The 18,194-nt window shown below is 74.1% G+C and carries 15 protein-coding genes; 9 read left to right on the top strand and 6 right to left on the bottom strand.

Annotated elements, in window-relative coordinates:
* Positions 1-159 precede the first annotated feature (159 nt).
* The 6 genes from EDF38_RS03115 to EDF38_RS03140 form a co-directional block, all read right to left on the bottom strand.
* Complete coding sequence (locus EDF38_RS03115) at positions 160-1,743, bottom strand: MFS transporter (RefSeq protein ID WP_123353942.1); 1,584 nt, start codon at positions 1,741-1,743, stop codon at positions 160-162.
* A 121-nt stretch (positions 1,744-1,864) separates the two neighbouring features.
* The gene (locus EDF38_RS03120) at positions 1,865-2,455 is read right to left on the bottom strand and encodes a PadR family transcriptional regulator (RefSeq protein WP_199734560.1); all 591 of its coding nucleotides are present in this window, start codon (positions 2,453-2,455) and stop codon (positions 1,865-1,867) included.
* A 126-nt stretch (positions 2,456-2,581) separates the two neighbouring features.
* On the bottom strand, positions 2,582-3,217 hold the full coding sequence (locus EDF38_RS03125; RefSeq protein ID WP_123353943.1) for an MOSC domain-containing protein: 636 nt from the start codon (positions 3,215-3,217) through the stop codon (positions 2,582-2,584).
* A gap of 110 nt (positions 3,218-3,327) precedes the next feature.
* Complete coding sequence (locus EDF38_RS03130) at positions 3,328-4,356, bottom strand: sugar kinase (RefSeq protein WP_233572168.1); 1,029 nt, start codon at positions 4,354-4,356, stop codon at positions 3,328-3,330.
* A complete protein-coding gene (locus EDF38_RS03135; protein ID WP_123353944.1) occupies positions 4,353-5,024 on the bottom strand; it encodes a bifunctional 4-hydroxy-2-oxoglutarate aldolase/2-dehydro-3-deoxy-phosphogluconate aldolase in 672 nt (223 codons plus the stop codon). The genes EDF38_RS03130 and EDF38_RS03135 overlap by 4 nt, the downstream gene beginning before the upstream one ends.
* Entirely contained in the window at positions 5,021-6,235 is a 1,215-nt protein-coding gene (locus EDF38_RS03140) for a type IV toxin-antitoxin system AbiEi family antitoxin domain-containing protein (protein WP_123353945.1), read from the bottom strand. Before EDF38_RS03140 ends, EDF38_RS03135 begins: the two co-directional genes overlap by 4 nt.
* Before the next feature lie 447 nt (positions 6,236-6,682).
* Here EDF38_RS03140 and EDF38_RS03145 point away from each other — a divergent pair, with 447 nt between their 5' ends.
* The 9 genes from EDF38_RS03145 (at position 6,683) to EDF38_RS03185 (ending at position 18,071) form a co-directional block, all read left to right on the top strand.
* Entirely contained in the window at positions 6,683-8,014 is a 1,332-nt protein-coding gene (locus EDF38_RS03145) for an extracellular solute-binding protein (protein WP_123353946.1), read from the top strand.
* Positions 8,014-8,991: a carbohydrate ABC transporter permease gene (locus EDF38_RS03150; RefSeq protein WP_123353947.1), complete on the top strand. Its 978-nt coding sequence runs from the start codon at positions 8,014-8,016 to the stop codon at positions 8,989-8,991. Before EDF38_RS03145 ends, EDF38_RS03150 begins: the two co-directional genes overlap by 1 nt.
* Entirely contained in the window at positions 8,991-9,839 is an 849-nt protein-coding gene (locus EDF38_RS03155; protein WP_123353948.1) for a carbohydrate ABC transporter permease, read from the top strand. Before EDF38_RS03150 ends, EDF38_RS03155 begins: the two co-directional genes overlap by 1 nt.
* Positions 9,840-10,143: 304 nt before the next feature.
* Complete coding sequence (locus EDF38_RS03160; RefSeq protein WP_123353949.1) at positions 10,144-11,139, top strand: NAD(P)-dependent oxidoreductase; 996 nt, start codon at positions 10,144-10,146, stop codon at positions 11,137-11,139.
* Positions 11,140-11,364: 225 nt separating this feature from the next.
* On the top strand, positions 11,365-12,318 hold the full coding sequence (locus EDF38_RS03165; protein ID WP_123353950.1) for an aldo/keto reductase: 954 nt from the start codon (positions 11,365-11,367) through the stop codon (positions 12,316-12,318).
* A 6-nt stretch (positions 12,319-12,324) separates the two neighbouring features.
* Positions 12,325-13,014 (top strand): hypothetical protein, encoded by a 690-nt coding sequence (locus EDF38_RS03170; RefSeq protein WP_233572169.1) that lies wholly within the window; start codon positions 12,325-12,327, stop codon positions 13,012-13,014.
* A gap of 496 nt (positions 13,015-13,510) precedes the next feature.
* Positions 13,511-15,388, top strand: a complete 1,878-nt coding sequence (locus EDF38_RS03175) for a lipopolysaccharide biosynthesis protein (RefSeq protein ID WP_123353951.1) — start codon at positions 13,511-13,513, stop codon at positions 15,386-15,388.
* A complete protein-coding gene (locus EDF38_RS03180) occupies positions 15,385-16,905 on the top strand; it encodes a glycosyltransferase family 2 protein (protein ID WP_123353952.1) in 1,521 nt (506 codons plus the stop codon). Before EDF38_RS03175 ends, EDF38_RS03180 begins: the two co-directional genes overlap by 4 nt.
* A complete protein-coding gene (locus tag EDF38_RS03185; protein ID WP_123353953.1) occupies positions 16,902-18,071 on the top strand; it encodes a glycosyltransferase family 4 protein in 1,170 nt (389 codons plus the stop codon). The genes EDF38_RS03180 and EDF38_RS03185 overlap by 4 nt, the downstream gene beginning before the upstream one ends.
* The last annotated feature ends 123 nt before the right edge of the window (positions 18,072-18,194 follow it).

The raw sequence follows: 18,194 nt of genomic DNA on the forward strand, positions 1-18,194 counted from the left end.
CGGTGCGTCTCGGTCGCCGCGCGTCGGGTCGCCGCGCGTCGGGTCGGTTCGGGTCGGGTCGAGTCGGGTCGGGTCGGGTCGCGTCGGGTCGAGTCGAGTCGTCAGGAGCCGTCGGCCGGGCCGCCGCCGTGACGGGTCACGACGGGGCCTGGCCGACGCTCATGCCTGAGTCGTCGACGCGGGGGCAGCCGCCGGGTCGTCGCGCCCGGCGTCGCCGGGCTGCCCGTCGGGCGCGTGGCCGCCCTGCCCGTCGCGCCCGGCGGACGCCGGCGGGCGCCCGTGCGACACCCGCCGCGGCAGCGCGAACACCAGCAGGAACGCCGCCACGGCGAACGCCGCGCTCACGCCCATGGCCGCGGCCGACGCGTCGGTGAAGCCCGTCGCGCGCCCCGCGGCCGTCGCGAGTTCGCGCCCGGTCGGCAACGAGCCGAACAGCACGCTGCCGATGATCGCGATGCCGACGGCCGAGCCGATCCGCTGGATGGCCGAGATGACCGCGCTGGCCGAGCCGGCGTCCTGCGGGTCGACCGTGGCCACGATGAACTGGACGTTCGGCGCGATGAAGAAGCCGTTGCCGAGCCCGGCGACGAGCAGCGGGACGAGGAGGATCCAGTTCGTCAAGTCCGCGGCGTCGACCGTGAGCAGCAGCACCCACATCGATCCGAGTCCGACCGCGACGAGGGCCGTGCCGAGCACGAGCACGTTGCGGCCGAGCCGCTGCGCCAGCTTGTTGCTCTGCGACGACGAGATGATGCTGCCCACGGCGAAGGGGATCGCGACGGCGCCCGAGGCGAGCGCGCTGTGGCCGAGGCCCGACTGCCAGAGCAGCGAGATCGTGAAGAAGATGCTGGTGAAGGCGGCGAAGTAGACCAGGGCCAGCACGACCCCGCCGGTGAACGACGGGTGCGAGAACAGCTTCGGCGGGACCAGGGGAGTCCGCCCGCGTTTGGTGTACGCGACCTCCCAGGCGCCGAACGCCGCGAGCAGCACGAGGCCCGCTGCGATGGTGACGTAGGTCCAGGCGGGCCAGCCCTCGTCCTGTCCCTGGATCAGCGGCACGAGCAGCGCCACGAACGCGGCCGACACGAGCACGAGGCCGAACCAGTCGAGACCCTTGTCGGGTCGGGGCACCGACTCGTCGCGCTTCGGGAGCAGGACCGCTGCCGCGATCAGCGTGATGACGCCGAACGGCAGGTTGACGAAGAAGACGAGGCGCCAGCCGTTCTCGTCGCCGAACGCCTGGATGATGAGCCCGCCGATGATCGGCCCGAGCGCCGACGAGACCCCGATCACGGCGCCCATGATCGCGAACGCCTTGCCGCGGGCACGCCCCGGGAAGAGCAGCTGGATGAACGCGGTCACCGCCGGGACGAAGATGCCGCCCGCCAGGCCCTGCACCACGCGGAAGATGACGAGCTGCACGTCGCTCGTCGCCACGCCGCAGGCGAGGCTCGCCAGCGTGAAGAGCAGCACGCCCGTGAAGTAGACCCACTTGTGGCCGATGCGGTCTCCGATGCGCCCGGCCGGGATGAGCGTCAGGCCGAACGCGAGCGCGTAGCCCGAGATGATCCACGAGAGCGTCGACTCGGAGGCGTCGAGCGACGTGCGGATCGTCGGCAGCGCCACGTTGACGATCGTGGTGTCGAGCAGGGCGATGAACATGCCGAGCAGCAGCGCCACGAGGGCGAGCCACGCGTGGCGGGGGATGGCGGCCGGGGCGGGAGCCCGGGTGGCGTCGGTCATGGGTGGGCCTTTCGGAGCCGGGTGGGGCAGGGAGGGGGAGGTGCGGCCCGGGGCCGCGCAGGGAGTTCAGGACGACGTGTGCACTCGGCCCGACGACGGCGGAGCGACGAGGAGGCGCGCCTCAGCCGCCTGAGGAGCTGACGGTGGCCGCGTGCTTGGCCCCCGCCTCCTCGTCGGCGACGATCGACGGCAGCGCGTCGATCAGCGTGTCGTGCCAGGTGATCTCGGCACGGATGCGGTGCTCGCGGTGGGCGAGGGCGTGCTTCTCGGCGACCGAGAGCCAGGGGGCGGCGCTCGCCGAGTGGGCGACCGCCTCGGCGAGCAGCCTCTCGAGCGCGGCCCGGCGTGCGTGGACGGCCGTGGGGAGGTCGCCGATGCGGTCGGGATCGACGCGGGTGAGCGCCAGGTCGAAGGGGTCGGGACGCAGGACGAGCTCGTCGAGCGCGTGCCGTCGGCTCGCGTCGAGCGCAGCCCGGCCGGCCGGGGTGATGGCCCAGACCTGGCGTTCGGGGAAGTTGCCCTCCCGCTCGGTGCGGACCGACTCGAGGAGGCCGTCGGAGGCGAGTCGCTTCAGGGCTCCGTAGATGCCGCCGACCGAGATGTCCGTCCAGTAGTGGACGCGTTCGCGCTCGGCCTGCAGCCGCAGCTGGTGACCGTGCATCTCACCGTGACGCGCGAACGAGTCGAGGATGAAGAGGCGGATGGACGACACGGAGAGCACTCTCGCACGAGTAGTCGCTCACGGTCAACTATTCGTGCAGAGCGTGCAATGTCGAGAGCGGCATCGGGCGTGGCGAGGTCACGCGGCAGGGTCGCGGGGCGGGGCCGGGTCTCGTCGTCAGGAACGCGCGGCTGCGAGCGTCGCCACGCCGCGCATCACGTCGCTGAGCGACGGTCCGTCCTGATTCCTCAGCAGGGCGGCCGCCCGGTCGGGTTCGAGACCGGCGAAGCACTCGGCGATGGTGACGCCGTGCGACGGGCGCGACGTCACGGTGATCTCGGCGCCCGCCACGACCGGTCCGGCACGGACGACCTTGAGGTACGCCCCGGGGCGGCCCTCGTCCTGGAAGCGCCGCACCCAGCGCGGTTCGCGCATGCGGCGGGCGAACGTGGCGCAGGGGGTGCGCGGCATCGTGACCTCGAGGACGAGCTCGTCGCCGACCGTCCAGCGCTCGCCGATGAGGGCACCGCTGACGTCGAGGCCCGACGTGCGCAGGTTCTCGCCGAACAGGCCCGGCGAGATCTCGCGGTCGAGGAGGTCGGCGAAGTGCGTGGCGTCCTCGTCGGCGTAGACGTACACGGCCTTGTCGGGCCCGCCGTGGTGCTTGCGATTGGCCTGGATGTCCCCGAACACCCCGGTCTTCTTGACCAGCAGCTCGCCGTCGACGGGACGCTTGTCGATCGCGGTGACGCCGACGCCGCCCGTCTCGGGGAGGAGGCCGTCGACCCGGCAGACCGCGGTGATGTGGGGCATGGGGACATGTTGCCCGAGGGTGGTGCGGTCGACAAGCCCGTCGCGGCCGTGAGCGGCCGTCGGCGTCGGTGGCGATCGACCCCGGCCGGCGGCGTCGTCGACGACGGCCGTCAGCGGCGCACGGGGTCACGCTCCTCGAGGAGGGCCAGCTCGGCACGCCGGGGCAGGCCCTCCCAGTCGCCGGCGGCGAGGCACGCGAAGGCGCCCGCGGCGACGGCCGTCGTCATGCGCCGTTCGGGGTCGCGCCCGAGAGCCGTCTCGGCGAGCCACCCGGCGACGAACGCGTCGCCGGCGCCGACCGTGTCGTGGGCCACCAGCGGTATCCCAGCGCGCCGCAGCACGGCACCGTCCACCACGGCGACGGCTCCCGCGGCCCCCCGCTTGACCACGGCCTGGCTCGGCCCGAGCGCGGCGAGCCGGCGAGCCAGCTCGACGGCCGCGGCCTCCTCGTCGCCCGCCTCGTCGGCCGGGCCGACGAGCATGACGGCCTCGTCCTCCCCGGCGAACACGACGTCGCACCGTGCGACGAGGTCGCGGCACGCCCGCGAGGCCTCCGCCGCCGACCAGAGCGCCGACCGGTAGTTCACGTCGAACGAGACGACCACGCCGGCACCGCGGGCCCGGTCGACGACGGAGCGGACGGTGTCCGCCGCGCTCTCTGACAACGCAGGAGTGATCCCCGTCACGTGCAGGACGGTCGCGGCCTCGACCAGGCCCGCGTCGACGTCGTCGGCACGGAGGCGTGACCCGGCGCTTCCCGTGCGGTAGTAGCTGACGCTCTGCGACGTCGACGTCCGTCGCTCCTTGAGCATGAGGCCGGTGGGGGCCCCGCCGTCGACGACGACTCGCACGTCGACCCCCTCTGCGCGGATCTCGCGCTCCACGAGCCTGCCGACCGCGTCGTCGCCGACCCGCCCGCACCAGACGGCCCGGACGCCGAGACGGCTGACGCCGATCGCGACGTTCGACTCCGACCCGCCCATGCCGAGCTGCAGGGTGGAGGCATGGGCGAGCGGCCCGGGCGTGACGGACGACAACAGGCCCATGCTCTCGCCGAGCGTCACGACCACCGGAGCCGGTCGAGCCCCGTCGTGGCCCGGTCCGCCGAGAGGGCCGGAGGCGCGGATCGCGTCGGTCACCGCGCCTCCCTCGCTCGGTCGACGATGCCGCGCACCCGCCGGGCGCGCTCCTCCAGCTCGGCCAGCGACCCGCCGGCGAAGCAGTCGCGGAGCAAGGGTCCGCCGAGACTCACGGCCAGGCAGCCGGCGTCGATCCACGCCGCGACGTCGTCGACGCCGATGCCGCCCGAGGGCACGACCTCGAGGTCGGGGAACGGTCCGCGCAGCTGTGCGAGGTAGCCGGGTCCGACGACCGAGGCGGGGAAGAGCTTGACCGCCGTGGCGCCCCCCGCCCAGCCCGACGCGAGCTCCGTCGGGGTCAGTCCGCCCGGGTAGAAGGGGACGTCGTGCTCCTGCGCCGCGTCGAGGAGCTCGGTCGTGGTGACGGGGGTGACGACGTAGGCCGCCCCGGCGCCGACGACCTCGTGGAGCTGGCCGGCCGTCGTGACGGTGCCGACGCCGATCTCGGCCGCGTCGCCGACCTGCGCGAGGAGCCGGGGCAGTGCCTCGACGACGCCGCGCGTGCTCAGGGTGAGCTCGATGCTGCGGACGCCCCCGGCGACGAGGGCGTCGATCACCGGTGCGTACTCGTCGGCGTGCTCGGCCCGGAGGACGGCGACGACGCCCGTGTCGCGGAGCATCGCGGACGGTGGCACCCGGTACCGGGTCGAGAGGTGGTCGGTGCTCATGGAGGCCCTTCGCGTCGGTGCGGTGCTGGTTCTCGACACGGCGCCGGCGCGCCCGCCTCGGGGGCGGATGCGGCGCGGGCACCGTCGCCCGGGACGACCGTGGCCGTCACGGACCAGTATGCCGCGCGCCCTGGTCGGGGCGAGGCGAGGCGTCCGTCGCCCGCGTGCCGGCCCGGGGCGACGGGCGCGGCGGCCGCGAGCGACCTCGACCACGTGTGCGACACCTGCTCGGGTCGACGGCGGGGAAGTCGCCAGGCGCGACCGCGGCGCGATGTCGGCACGCGGCGAGACGACCGGCGGGACGCGCCGCCGAGCCGGACGACCCCTGATGACGGCTCGCGAGGGAGCACCACCCGGGACGGCGCGTCCTCGGTCCCCGCGCGGTGCAGCAGGACGCCGGCCTCGACCGCCCCGAGCACGTCGGCCCAGTCGTCCTTGACCATCGACCAGGTGACGCGGAGGGGGACACGACCGCCGGTGAGGATGCGGACGTCCTTGCGGCGGTCGGCCTCGAACGCCGACTCGTGCCACCGGCGGCCGTCGAGCTCCAGGGCCACGACCCCGGCGACGACGAGGTCGATCCGCCCTCGGCCGACGCGCACCTGCGACGTCACGCGCCAGCCCGCCGACGTCAGGCGCACCCGGGCGACGCTCTCGAGGACGCTCTCGCTGTCGGCGTCGACCCAGTCGGCGATCGACCGGGCGTCGGCCGGGAGCTCGGCGACCAGCCCCGCGAAGTCCCGGGTCGACAGGCGTCCCACGTGGAGCGCCCAGTCGCAGAGCGCGACGGCGATCTCGAACGGCTCCTCCAGGATCGCCCGGCGCAGCGCGTCGACGACGTGCACGAGGGCGACGTCGCCTCTCTCGAGCACGCGCGGCCCGTCCCAGACGACGCGGGCCCCACGACGGTGTCGGAGCCGTGCCGCGTTGCGGGCGACCGACACGGACACGGAGTCGGGCGCCTCCCAGAGCCACGCCCCGAGCTCGAGGAGGGCCGAGGTGCCGGTCAGCCGGCCGCCCACGCCGACGGCGACCACCCGCGGGTCGTCGGGAGGGAGGGCCGTGTACCAGCTCCGGCGTGGCCGGGACAGGTCGCCCGAGGCCACCGCCCGGGCCAGGTCGCGGTCGGTGGCGCCCAGCGCCCGCAGCTGTCGTCGCGTCGCGAAGCCGCCGGCGCTGCCGACCGCGTCGAGGAGTCGTCCCGTGTCCATGACGTCGAGGGTGGCGGAGGGCGCGTCGGCCGGCGGACGGCACCGGGCGCGCCTGGGGACGACAGCCGGCTCGAGCGCGCGGGGGAGGAACCAGCGCCGTCCGTGTCGGCGGCGGGGTGCCGTCGACGCGTCAGGAACGGTCGGCCCGGGCGGCCCTGGACCCTGCTCGGCCCCCCTCCCGGCGACGGCCCTTCCTGACCTGCCGACACCCCCAGGTGGAGCAGCGCCGGCACCCCGGGCGCTGCGCCGCCGACCCCGCGGGCGCGCCGTGCACGCCCGCCCCGCACCCCTCCGAGCGACCCCCCTACACCCCCGAGCCCCGTGCGCTCCGCGCAACATCCCCGTCGCCCCGCGCCCTTGACGACCTCGTCCGGGCCTTCCTAGGCTCGACGACAGCGAGGTCAGCGACGACCCGCTCAGACCGATCCGACACGTCGAGGAGGACGCATGCAGATCGACCGGAGGGGCCTGCTCGTCGGGGCGGCGGGAGCGGCAGGGGCCTTGGCGCTCGCCGGATGCGCGCCCCGCGCCGAACGGACCGACATCGCCGACTGGCCCACGGAGGTCGGCGACGAGCCCGTCACCATCGACTGGTGGAGCGCGAACATCGCCACGAACGAGGGCGGCGACCTCCGACCGCGTCTCATCGAGGAGTTCACGAAGAAGTACCCGAACGTGCGCATCAACCTCGTGGCGGCCCCGGCCGACACCGACACGAACCGCACGACCTTGACGACGCAGATCGCGGCGGGCTCGCAAAGCCCCGACGTGATCCACGGCGACATCGCCTGGCCCGGCCAGTTCGCCGAGAACTCGCTCGCCACCCCGCTCAGCACGCTGGTGCCCGACGACTTCTGGGACCAGTACCCCGAAGGCCTCCGCACCGCGGCCAGCGTCGACGGCGAATACTACATGTTCCCCGTCTACATCGACAACTCGTTCCTGGTCTACCGGCAGGACCTCCTCGACAAGCACGGCCTCCAGGTGCCCGGTTCGTGGGAGGAGGTCGTCGAGACGAGCAAGGCGCTCATCGACACGGGCGACGTCGACTACGGCTTCGTCTTCCAGGGCAACGTCTACGAGGGCATGACCTGCAACACGGTCGAGTTCGTTGCCGACGCCGGCGGTCGCCTGACGAACGACGACATCACCGCGTCGACGGCCACGAGCTCGGAGGCGCGGCGAGGGCTGGAGTTCATGGCCTCGCTGGTCTCCGAGGGGGTCACGCCCCGCGCCTCCCTGACGTACATCGAACAGGCGAGCCTCGACGCGTTCACGACGGGGCGGGCCGCCTTCCTCCGCAACTGGTCGTACGCGTACGACACGGCGAACAGCCCGGAGGCGTCGAGCGTGGCCGGCAAGATCGGCATCCGGTCGAGGCCCGGGTTCGACGGCACCGACGAGACGCACACGACGATCGGCGGCTGGGGGAGCTACATCAACCCGCACACCGCGAAGCCGGCGGCGGCACTCGCCTGGGCCCGCTGGCTCGCGGACGAGGACGCGCAGCAGCTCATCGTCCGCGAGGGCGGGGTGATCCCGGCGCGCACGGCGTCGCTCACGAGCCCCGACGCGGTGGCGGCCGCGAAGCCGCAGTACTCGATCGCCGCCGACTACACCCTCGTGCCGCGACCGACGGCGACGGCCTTCTACCCGAAGGTCTCGCAGGGCATCTACGTCAACGCCAACTCGATCGCGGCGGGCCAGTCGGCGCTGCAGACGGGCACCAGCCGCATGGAACGGCAGATGGACGTCGCCATCGCCGGGCAGGCCCTCTGATGAGCGTCCAGGAGAAAACGGCCGACACCCGCCCCGCGACCGCCGGACCCGGGCGCCCCGACTCGGCGCGTCCTGAACGCTCGGCCCGCACCTCCCTCGCCCGCACCCGCAACCGTGCGGCCTGGCTCTTCGCGAGCCCGGCGCTGCTCGTCATCCTGCTGGTGACCGTCTTCCCGGTGATCTACTCCGTGGTGCTGAGCTTCGCGCGGGTCAGCATCGACTACGACGGCTTCCAGGTCGAGGAGTACACCCTCGGCAACTACGGCGCCCTGCTGCAGAGCAGCGACTGGTACCGGGCGCTCGGGTTCACGATCCTCTACACGGTGATCACCGTCACGGTCGAGCTCGTGCTCGGCATGCTCGCCGCGCTCGTGCTCGAGCGGCTCGGGGTCTCCCGCGGCTGGATGCTCGCCCTGCTGCTCGTGCCGTGGTCGCTCGTGACGATCGTCTCGGCGCAGCTCTGGAAGTACATCTACGACTCCACCTACGGCATCGCCACCTGGGGCATCGGGCTGGTCACCGACAGCCCGCCCGTCATCCTCGGCGAGCCGGTCAGCGCCGCCGCGGCCCTCATGGTCGCCGACATCTGGAAGACGACCCCCTTCGTCGCGATCATCCTGCTGGCGGGGCTCGTCATGATCCCCGACGAGCAGTACGAGGCGGCCGAGCTCGACGGCTCGAGCGCGTGGTCGACGTTCTGGCGCGTCGTCATGCCGCAGCTGCTGCCGACCTTCACGATCGCCGTGCTCTTCCGCGTGCTGCAGGCGTTCGGGGTGTTCGACCTGCCGTTCGTCCTCACGCAGGGAGGCCCGGGCACCTCCACCCAGACCCTCGCGATCATGGGCTACAAGGTGCTCTTCCAGGACATCAACATCGGGCCCGGCGCCGCCATCGCGACGTCGACAGCCCTCATCGTCGGGGTCGGCTGCCTGCTCTTCCTCCGAGCGTTCCGCAACCAGGCGAGGGGAGTCGACTGATGGCCCGCACGAAGGTGCGTCGCGGCTGGCGACGCTGGATCAACGTGGTCAACCTCGGCGGCGTGCTCATCGCGGCCGTGACGGCGATCCCGCTGTACTGGCTCGTGGTCTCGTCGTTCAAGACGTCGTCCGAGGTCGCCGCCTCGCCGCCGACGGTCGTCCCGCAGACCTGGACCCTCGAGAACTACGTCACCGCGTTCGTCTCGAACGACCTCGCCGTCTACATGCTCAACAGCGTCATCGTCGCGGTGAGCACGACGGTGCTCGTGCTGGGACTCGCCCTGTTCGCCGGCTACGCCCTCACCGGGCGCAAGCTCAAGGGCGGCACCGGCATCATGACGACCCTCCTCATGCTGTCGGTGTTCCCGGCGATCGCCGTCCTCACGCCGATCTACCTCATCGAGCGCCAGCTCGGCCTGCTGAACAGCTACCCCGGCCTGATCATCCCGTACGTCGCGTTCAACCTGCCCTTCGCGATCTGGATCATGCGCAACTACCTCGCCGGCATCCCCACCACCATCGAGGAGGCCAGCGAGATCGACGGCGCCTCGCCCCTCCGCACCGTCTTCTCGGTCATCCTCCCGATGTCGAAGCCCGGCCTCTTCACGGTCGGCGTCTTCACCTTCACGGCCTCGTGGAGCGAGTTCCTCATGGCGCTCACCTTCAACAGCGAGACGTCGTTCCGCACCATCCCGGTCGGCATCGCCCTCTTCGGCACGCAGTTCACGGTCCCGTACGGGGCGATCTTCGCGGCGTCGGTGTCGGCGACGGTGCCGATCGTGCTGCTGGTGCTGATCTTCCGTCGGTCGATCGTCTCGGGCCTGACCTCGGGCGCCGTGAAGGGCTGAGCCGCGGGGGCGCGGGCCCGGTCGCGTCGACGACTCAGGCGATCGAGGCGGTCGCCGCGCCGCACCGCGGGGACCGGGGCCGGCCCGGACGACGAGTCCTGAGTCCTCCCGCGCCCGGGTCGCCGCGGCAGAGGCAGGCTCTGCCCAGGCAGGCCGACGGCGCCGGGCATGAAGATGAGGTGCGGATCGCCGTTGATCCGCACCTCTCGTCCACCTGGCGCGCGGGTCGTCACGCGGACGGGACGACTCTGCCACCGGCGGGCCTCGTGGACCAGGGTCGTGACCTGATCGATAGGTTCGAGCGATGACCGACCTCGCCGTGACCGTCCTGCCCGCGACCGCACCCGCCGTACCGGAGGCGCCCCATGCGCCCGACGCACCCGCCGCCGACCCGTCGGCGTGGGGCGTGGCCCCCGCTCGTCGCGCGGTCCGCGACGCGGGCGCCCGCGAGGTGCCCCTCGGCGACGAGACGCGCATGCTCGTCGTCGGCGGCAAGGTCGACCAGGCCGAGCTCCGCGCCGCGATCGACGACCACCCCGGCATCGCCGTCGTCCAGCTCCCGAGCGCCGGCGTGGACGCCTACGTCGAGACGATGCGGGCGACCGCCCGCGACGGCCTCGTCTTCACGAGCGCGAAGGGCGCCTACAGCGCGCCGGTCGCCGAGCATGCGCTGGCCCTCACGCTGGCGACCCTGCGCTCCCTGCAGGTCAGGGCCCGCGCCTCCTCGTGGGAGACCCGCCAGCGCGGGATCACCCTGAACGGCTCGCGGGTCGTCGTGATCGGGGCCGGGGGCATCGGCACGGAGCTGCTGCGCCTGCTCGCCCCCTTCGACGCCCACGTGACCATGGTCGTGCGGACGGCCCGCGAGGTGGAGGGCGCCGACCGCACCGTCACGACCGACCGGCTCGACGAGGTGCTGCCCGAGGCCGACGTCGTCGTCGTCGCGGCGGCTCTGACCGAGGGCACCACCCGCCTCGTCGGCGGGGCCCAGCTCGCCGCCATGAAGCAGACCGCGGTGCTCGTCAACATCGCCCGCGGCCCGCTCGTCGACACCGACGCCCTCGTCGCGGCTCTCGCCGAGGGCTCGATCGGCGCCGCTGGTCTCGACGTCGTCGACCCCGAGCCCCTGCCCGACGGCCACCCGCTCTGGAGCGAGCCCCGGGCGCTGATCACGCCCCACCAGGCGGACACGCTCGAGATGATCGAGCCGCTGTTCCACGACCGGGTGCGGGCCAACGTCGAGGCGCTCGCGGCCGGTCGGTCGGCCGAGGGCGTGGTCGACGTCGAGGCCGGGTACTAGGGGCGGGGGGCGGCCTGCCCGCGGTCGCCGCCCGCGCCTCGCGCCCCGCGCCCGTCGAGCCCGCCCCCGCCGCGCCCCGCGCCCCGCGCCCCGCGCCCGACGAGCCCGCCCCCGCCCCCCGTCGCGAACTCAGGCATCGCCGTCGCCCACCCTGGGCGTTCCCGCACAGCCGCCGCCCGCGGGCGGATTAGACCTGAACAGTCGACCCCCACGAAAGGACGCCCCATGCCTCGCCTCGGTTCCTCCGACCTCGAAGTCCACCCCCTCGCCCTCGGCGGCAACACGTTCGGCTGGACCAGCGACGAGGCCGAGTCCCACGCCGTCCTCGACGCGTTCGTCGAGGCGGGTGGCGACTTCGTCGACACGGCCGACGCCTACTCGGCGTGGGCGCCGGGCAACCACGGCGGCGAGTCCGAGACGATCATCGGCTCCTGGCTGAAGGCGGGAGGCGCGTCCCGCCGCGACGCCGTCGTCATCGGCACGAAGGTCAGCCAGCACCCGGACTTCGCGGGGCTCGGCGCCGCGAACGTCGCCGCCGCGGCCGACGCCTCGCTCGCGCGGCTGCAGACCGATCGCATCGACCTCTACTGGGCGCACTTCGACGACGCCGAGACGCCCCTCGAGGAGACGCTCGGCGCCTTCCACGCGCTCCAGGAGGCGGGCAAGGTCCGCCACGTCGGCATCTCGAACTACTCCGCCGACCGCATCCGCGAGTGGATCTCGATCGTGCAGCGCGAGGGGTGGGCCATGCCGGTCGCGCTCCAGCCGCACTACAACCTCGTGAAGCGCCAGCCGTTCGAGCGCGAGCTGGCCCCGCTCGCCAGCGCGCACGAGCTCGGGGTGACGCCGTACTGGTCGCTCGCCGCGGGCTTCCTCACCGGCAAGTACCGCACCCGGGACGACATCGCCGGGCAGGCCCGCTCGAGCAGCGTCGAGGGCTACTTCAGCGACGAGGGACTCGCGGTCGTCGCCGCCCTCGACGAGATCGCGACGGCGCACGACGCGAGCATCGCCTCGGTCGCCCTCGCCTGGCTCCAGCACCAGCCGACGGTCGTCGCTCCCATCGCCAGCGCCCGCACCCTCGAGCAGCTGCCCGACCTGATGGCCGCCTCGTCCATCCGCCTCGGCGCGGACGAGCTCGCCTCCCTGGAGACGGCCTCGGCCGCCGTCCCCGAGTAGCGGCACGTGGCCGAGCGCAGGCCCGACGACCGCTTCGTCGGGCGGATCGCCGGGGTCGGCACGGCCTCCGGCACCCGCATCGTCATCGGCATGTGGGAGGACTCGCCGCTCGGCCGATTCGCCGACGTCATGCTCGAGGACCGAGCCGGCCACCGCCTCCTCCTGGCTCCCTCCGCCCAGGTGGCCGACTACGTCTCGGCGACGTACTCGTTCGACGATGTGCAGGTCGTGCCCGTCGCGTGGCGCCGGGTCGACGGCGGGCTGCGGGTGACGGCGGGCGACCTCGACGTCCGGCTCACGATCGGCGGCATCTCCGGGCTCGGCATGCTGCTGCGGCTCGTGCCGCGGGGCATCGCGACCCGTCCCGCGTGGCTGCGGGTCGTCGACCCGGTCGCGCGCGTGCTCGTCCGGGGCGCCCGCACCGCGGGGACCGCCGGGGGAGGCCGCCGCGAGTTCTACGGCGTCACGACCGCCCGGCACGTCACGGCGCTGACGGCCCTCGACGGCGGGCGCGACCTCGGCCCGCTCGCTCCCCTCTCGCCGCCGGTACGCTTCGGCTTCGGGTCGGCGCCGCCCAGCCCGAGCCTCGTCGACGTCGTCAGCACCATCCGACGGCCCCCCGAGGAGGCGCGCGGCGCGTCCCCGCCCGACGTCGCGTCGACGACTCAGGCAGTTCCGCCGCGCGACGCGACCTGAGCGCGGTGCGGGCACCCCGCCTGACGAGGTCTCCTGAGTCGTCGACACGGTGCTGGTGGGGGAGCGGGTGCGCGGGGCCACTCGCACGACCGGGCGCACGGGCGGGCCGGGGGCCGGTCCCCGGACATCCCCTGAATGCTCGATGAAGCTCGGGACGGCGTTGTCCGCTCGCAGACCATGAGATAGCTTCGAGGCTCGACGTGCGAACCGGCTGCTGCCCCTCGGCCGCTCGACGTCGTCCGGGCTCACCCCTCGGGCGGCGGCCCGCGTCGACGATCACCCGACACCCGACAGGACCCGAGCCATGCGGACCCCTCCGCCCAGCAGTCCCGGACGCCCCGAACGTCCCGCGGACTCCTCCCCGACGCCCGTCTCCCCCCCGACCGCGCAGGGCCGCCACGCCGCGACCTCCGCGCGGGACGCCGAGCAGGCGCGACACGCATCAGCAGCGTCGTGGGACCCGGAGGAGACCGGCGTCCTCGCCGTCCCCTCCCTGATGCCGCAGGGCATCGGCCCGTCCGCGCACCTCCCGCAGCGGGCCGACGCCGAACGGGCGTTCACCGGCTCGATCCCCGTGCAGAAGGCCCCGGGCCACGCGGGCCACGCGCACGCCGACCGCGGCCGCACCGAGCACGCGCACGTCGACCCCGCCCGCCCCGTCGACGCCCGCTCCGTCGACGCCCGTCCCGCCGAGGCGTCGGGCGCGCCCCACGAGGACGACGACGAGAAGTCGCACGAGTCGCACCTCTTCGGTCGCGGGCTCCTCTACGTCATCATCTGGTCGCTGCAGCTCGTCGCGGGCACCGTGGTGTCGCCGATCCTCGCGCACCTGCTCGGCGTCGGCGACTTCGGCGCCCTCTCGACGGCGCAGGCCGTCTACCAGGTCGTCGTGGTGCTGGCGCTGCTCGGCCTCGACCAGGCCCTCGTGCTCCAGCACGCGGAGGACGGGAACGCCCGCACCGCCCGCGGCCTCGCCTTCGTCGGCATCGTCGTGGCCTTCCTCGTCACGGGCCTCGCGCTGCTGTCGGTGCCGCTCTGGGCCGAGGCGGCCGGATTCGGCACCGACCACCGGCTGTTGACCGTGGTCCTCATCTGGACGGCGCCGTCCGCCGCGGTGCAGGTGATGCTCGCGCTGCTGCTCGCCGAGGACCGCTTCCGCGCCTTCGCCACGACGAGCGTCGTGTCGGCCGTGGGCGGCCAGCTCATCGGACTCACCCTGCTGCTGACCATGGGCGGCGGCGCCCTCACCTACGCGTTCGGCAGCGTCATCAGCCAGTCCCTCGCCATGGTGCTCGCGGTCGTCTTCACGAGGCCGCGGGTCCGGGGCCTCCTCGCCGGGCCGGTCACGAAGAAAGCGGTCGCGTTCGGCATCCCGCTCGCCCTGTCGAGCCTCGCCTACTTCGTGCTCAACGCCGGCGACCGCATCGTGCTGCAGCGCCTCATCGGCCCCGACGCGGTGGGCCAGTACCAGGTCGCGTACGTCGTCGGCTCGGCCGTGATCCTGATGCTCTCGTTCACGAACGGGGCATGGGCTCCGCACTTCGCCCAGATGCGCGACGAGGCGGCGCGGTACGCCCTGGCCATGACCTCACGCGACGAGATCTACCGCCTCCTCAACCCGATCGTCCTCGCCGTGACGCTGGTCACCCCCTTCGCGATGCCGATCCTCGTCCCGGAGAGCTTCGACCCCAGCGCCCTGACCATCGTCGTGTACGCGGTCGCCCTGACGGCCTTCCCCGCCGCCGCGGCGGGCGCGAGCGGTCGCCTCCTGACGATCGAGCGCAAGGCCAAGACCCTCGGCGTGACGACCGCCATCGCCGCCGCGGTCAACATCGGCCTCAACTTCGCCCTCGTCCCGTTCTTCGGCATCCTCGGCGCCGCGATCGCCACCGTCATCGCGTACTCGCTGATGGCCGCCCTCCAGCTCGCGGCCCTGCCGAAGCGCGTCCCCTGGCGCGGGGCGCCGCCCCGCCTCGTCCTCGGCGTCCTCGCCGTCGTGGTCGTGGCGGGCGCGACCACGGCCCTCCCGCAGACCCTCGGCTGGAACCTCGCCCGCGTCGCCGTCGCCCTCGCCTGCCTGCCCTGGTTCTTCCGCCGCCTGGCCGTCGCGCGCCGCGGCCCCGTCGGCCTCGCACCCGAGGGCCCCGAGGCCCGGAGCACCGGCACCCCGAGCACCGGCACCCCGAGCGCCACCGGCACCCCGAGCGCCACCGGCACCGCCGACCGCGCGACGAACTCAGGAGGCACGGCGCAGCCGGGCCCCGCCGCCCGCCCGTCCGAGGCACCCGCGACGGAAAGTCCTGACGACGACACCGCCTCGGCCGCGTCGGCACCGTCGACGGCACGCCGCCGCCGCACCGAGGAGGACGCATGACCCGCACCGCCCCCGCCGAGCCCGTCGCGGAGCCCGGCCCCCGCCGCGTCGTCCACCTCGAGCTGAGCAGCCCCGGCACCGCCCTCGACCCCGACGCCGCGCCCGACGCCGCCGCCCCCCGCACCGACGAAGGCCCCGACCTCGTCGCCGACGACGTCTACGAGAGCGCGCGGGTCATCGCGACCTGGCACGGCCGCCCGGTCGGCGACCTCGACGTGCGGCTGACGCGCGACCCCGCCGACGCCCGGGCGGCCCTGGCCCCCCTGCGCGAGCTGGCCGCTCAGGCCGAGGCCGACGGGGCCGCCCGGCCGCCGCGCACCCCCGACGACCTCCTCCCCGCCGTGACGGTCGTCGTGTCCACCATCGTCGGACGCCGCGAGGACCTCGAGCTCATGCTCGACGGCTTCGCCCGCGTCGACTACCCCGACGTCGAGTTCCTCATCGTCGACAACCGGCCGGTGCTGCCGGCCGACGACGTGCTGCCCGGTCTCGTCGCCGGCCGCGACCGCGTCCGCGCGGTGCACGAGCCGCGCAAGGGGATCTCGGCGGGCCGCAACGCCGGCGTGGCCGAGGCGCGGGGCGAGATCGTGGTCTTCACCGACGACGACGTGCGCGTCGAGCCGGACTGGCTGCGCGAGCTCGCCCAGCGCTTCGTCGACGACCCGCAGGTCGACGCCGTGACCGGCCTCATCCTCCCCGCCGAGCTCGACACCCCGGCCCAGATCTGGTTCGAGCGCTACTACGGCGGCTTCAGCGGCGAGCGCGCCTGGGGCCCGCTCCTCCTGACGCCCGAGCGAGCCCGGCCCGAGCGAGCGCGTCCCGAGCGAGCGCGTCCCGAGCAAGCCCAGCCCGAGCAAGCCCAGCCCGAGCGAGCGCGTCCCGGCCGGGCTCGCGCCGGTCTCCTCGACGGCGCCCGCGTCCGCGTGACCGACCGCGACGGCCGCACCGTCCGCGTCCTGCCCGTCTACGGCGTGGGCGGCTACGGGGCCGGTGCCAACATGGCGTTCCGCCGCACCGCCCTCCGTCGCATCGGCGGCTTCGACCTGGCGCTCGGCACCGGCACCCCGGCCCGCGGCGGCGAGGACCTCGCCGCCCTCATCGGCGTCCTCTGGACCGGCGGCCGCCTCGCCTACGAGCCCGCCGCCGTCGTCCACCACCGGCACCGCCGAGGCACCGACGAGCTGCTCGGCCAGCTGCGGGGCAACGGCCTCGGAATGACGGCGATGCTGTCGTCCCTCGTGCTGAACCAGCCGCGCCATGTGCTGGGCCTCGCCCGCCTGCTGCCGCCGGCCCTGGTCGCCATGGCCTCCACGAGCGTCTCCCGGATCGCCGGAGGCGCGGACCGCGACGACGCCCCCCGTCCCGCCGGCCTCGTCGACGCCTACCCCCGCTCGCTCCTGCTGAGCGAGCTGTCCGGCTACCCGCGGGGTCCCCTCGCCTACCTCCGGAGCCGTCGCCTCGCCCGCGCCGACTCGTGGGTCGCCCCCGACCAGGGCCCGAGCTGGCCCACACGATGACCGCCTCCGCCGCCGTCCTCGACCCCGCCGCCCCGCGCCTCCGCGTCCTGACGACGTCGCTCGTCCTGCGGCCCCTCGGCGGCATCGAGCTGTGCATGCTGCAGGACATCGGCGCCCTCGTCGCCCGCGGCCACCAGTTCGACCTGCTCTACACCTTCGGCGGCGAGCAGCGGGCGACGTACCGCTCGATGGGCGTCCGCGTGCGGGGCCCGCACGGCTTCACGGTGGGGCTGCCCTTCGCGCCGCTGCAGCTGCTCGGCTTCGTGCCGTCGATCGTGCGGGCGATGCGGTCGCGGTCGGACGTGCTGTGGCTGAACCGCTCCGAACAGGCGATCTGGGCGCAGCTGGCGGCGCGCGCCGCGCGCCTGCCGATCGTCGTGCACCTGCACCACGCGCCCAACTTCCGGGCGACGCGCACGGTGATGACCGGGGTCGCCCGCTTCGTCGCGGTCTCGCACTACACGAAGTCGCTCTGGGTCGCGGCCGGCATCGACGCCGACCGCATCACGGTCGTGCACAACGCCGTGCCCCTCGACAGCTACCCCGCCGGAGGCGCGGACCGCCTCGAGCCCGCCCGTCGCGACCTCGGTCTGGACGTCGCCCCCGGGGCCCGGGTCGTCCTCTACTACGGCCGTCCCGAGGCCTCGAAGGGCGTGCTGACGCTGGTGCGGGCCTGGGCCCGACTGGGGCTCGACCCGTCGCGGGCCGTGCTCGTCATCGCCGGACCCCGACCCGAGGGGGCCGTCGCGAAGGCCCTGGCCGAGCTGCCGGAAGGCACCTGGCGCCTGCTCGGCGTGCAGAGCGACGTCGTGCCCCTGCTGCACGCGGCCGACGTCGTGGTCATGCCGTCCGAGGTGCCCGAGGCGTTCGGTCGCGTGCTGATCGAGGCGATGTCGACCGGACGACCGGTGGTCGGCACGGACGTCGGCGCGATCCCCGAGGTGCTCGGCGGCGAGTTCTCGCGCTTCGTCGTCCCGGTCGCCGACCCCGAGGCCCTCGGCGACGCCCTCGTCGGCCTCCTCGACTGGCGTGACGACGACCCCGAGCTGGGCGCCCGCTGCCGTGCCTGGGTCGAGGCGGAGTTCCCGTTCGACTCGCACGTGGACGGGGTCGAGGCTGTCCTCCGCGAGCACGCCCGCCCCCGCCGACGTCGCGGCCGAGGCTGACCCAACCCGGGAATTCGGCTCGCCGAATACCTCTGACCAGGCCTTTTCGTGCCTCCGGTCGGTCGGCGATGTGGCATCATCGACGAGTTCCCGAGGGCGATGGCGCCTGTCGCCGTGCTCTCC

Origin of the sequence: Frigoribacterium sp. PhB160 (assembly GCF_003751785.1) — a bacterium.
Lineage (GTDB): Bacteria > Actinomycetota > Actinomycetes > Actinomycetales > Microbacteriaceae > Frigoribacterium.

Coding starts and splice junctions, on each gene's coding strand:
- EDF38_RS03115 (WP_123353942.1), bottom strand. CDS start 1,743: ATGACCGACGCCACCCGGGCTCCCGCCCCGGCCGCCATCCCCCGCCAC.
- EDF38_RS03125 (WP_123353943.1), bottom strand. CDS start 3,217: ATGCCCCACATCACCGCGGTCTGCCGGGTCGACGGCCTCCTCCCCGAG.
- EDF38_RS03135 (WP_123353944.1), bottom strand. CDS start 5,024: ATGAGCACCGACCACCTCTCGACCCGGTACCGGGTGCCACCGTCCGCG.
- EDF38_RS03140 (WP_123353945.1), bottom strand. CDS start 6,235: ATGGACACGGGACGACTCCTCGACGCGGTCGGCAGCGCCGGCGGCTTC.
- EDF38_RS03145 (WP_123353946.1), top strand. CDS start 6,683: ATGCAGATCGACCGGAGGGGCCTGCTCGTCGGGGCGGCGGGAGCGGCA.
- EDF38_RS03150 (WP_123353947.1), top strand. CDS start 8,014: ATGAGCGTCCAGGAGAAAACGGCCGACACCCGCCCCGCGACCGCCGGA.
- EDF38_RS03155 (WP_123353948.1), top strand. CDS start 8,991: ATGGCCCGCACGAAGGTGCGTCGCGGCTGGCGACGCTGGATCAACGTG.
- EDF38_RS03160 (WP_123353949.1), top strand. CDS start 10,144: ATGACCGACCTCGCCGTGACCGTCCTGCCCGCGACCGCACCCGCCGTA.
- EDF38_RS03165 (WP_123353950.1), top strand. CDS start 11,365: ATGCCTCGCCTCGGTTCCTCCGACCTCGAAGTCCACCCCCTCGCCCTC.
- EDF38_RS03175 (WP_123353951.1), top strand. CDS start 13,511: ATGCCGCAGGGCATCGGCCCGTCCGCGCACCTCCCGCAGCGGGCCGAC.
- EDF38_RS03180 (WP_123353952.1), top strand. CDS start 15,385: ATGACCCGCACCGCCCCCGCCGAGCCCGTCGCGGAGCCCGGCCCCCGC.
- EDF38_RS03185 (WP_123353953.1), top strand. CDS start 16,902: ATGACCGCCTCCGCCGCCGTCCTCGACCCCGCCGCCCCGCGCCTCCGC.